Origin of the sequence: Lysinibacillus sp. NPDC094403, assembly GCF_050278745.1 — a bacterium.
GTDB lineage: Bacteria > Bacillota > Bacilli > Bacillales_A > Planococcaceae > Lysinibacillus.
In genome coordinates, this window is sequence record NZ_JBNNTL010000044.1 from 1 (window position 1) to 1078 (window position 1078).

Sequence of the window (1078 nt, forward strand, 5' to 3'; positions counted from 1 at the left end):
TAAACTGTACCCTATAAGATAGACACTTTGAAAAAAGTCTATCCTATAGGGTACTTTTGTTTATAATGAGAAAAAAGATGTTGGGGTAGAGTGAAATGACCAAAAGATATTTTACAAAAAAAGAACAAGAACAGCTAAAATGTAATCCAAATGTGCAAGCCGTTAGTGAGAAAGCGATCACATATACGGACGGATTTAAACGTCATTTTATTACGGAAAATGAAAAAGGTAAATTACCAAGAGAAATTTTTGAAAATGCTGGTTTAGATGTTAAATTAATCGGTATAAAACGAATCGAATCTTCAGGCAAACGCTGGCGAGCTTCTTATCGTAACGCAGGTGTAGAAGGTTTACAAGATACACGGAAAACGAATTCAGGTCGTCCAATAGAACGGGAATTAAGTTTAGAAGAAAAAATTGCACGCTTAGAAGCGAAAAATCGATTATTACAAGCGGAGAATGAACTTTTAAAAAAGCTCGATCTACTCGAGAGGCAGATGTTAAAGAAGAAATAACAATCGCAACAGAACTAAAATTTGATTTAATCAGTAAAACGATTCAAAAATATAAACTAAAACGTTTAGTAAGCTATCTATGTGAAATCATGGGCGTATCTCGTTCAGGTTACTATAATTATTTCACTGAAAAATCAGCACAAAAGCGTGCAGCACAAGAGTTAGCAGATGAAGCCGTCAAAGAAATCATTTTAAAAGCGTATCATTTCCGAGGACGTAGGAAAGGTGCACGTCAAATTAAAATGACGTTAGAAAATCAATATGGGATTACATATAACTTAAAACGTATTCGCCGCATTATGAAGAAATTCGAGATTGTATGCCCAATTCGAAAAGCGAATCCGGCACGTAGAATGGCCAAAGCGACAAAAGAACATCGTACATGTCCAAATGAATTACAGCGTAACTTTAAACAAGGTGTAGCAGGAAAAGTATTATTAACAGATATCACGTATTTGACGTACGGGAACGGCAAACGTGCTTATTTATCAACGATTAAGGACGCTGAGACAAACGAAATTTTAGCGTATGAAGTATCTGCTTCATTAAGTATGGATATCGCG

The 1078-nt window shown here is 35.3% G+C and carries 1 pseudogene; it reads left to right on the forward strand.

Going from position 1 to position 1078, the window contains the following annotated elements:
- Positions 1-95: 95 nt before the first annotated feature.
- Positions 96-1078: pseudogene (locus tag ACQKMV_RS23830) on the forward strand (IS3 family transposase); the annotation flags it as partial.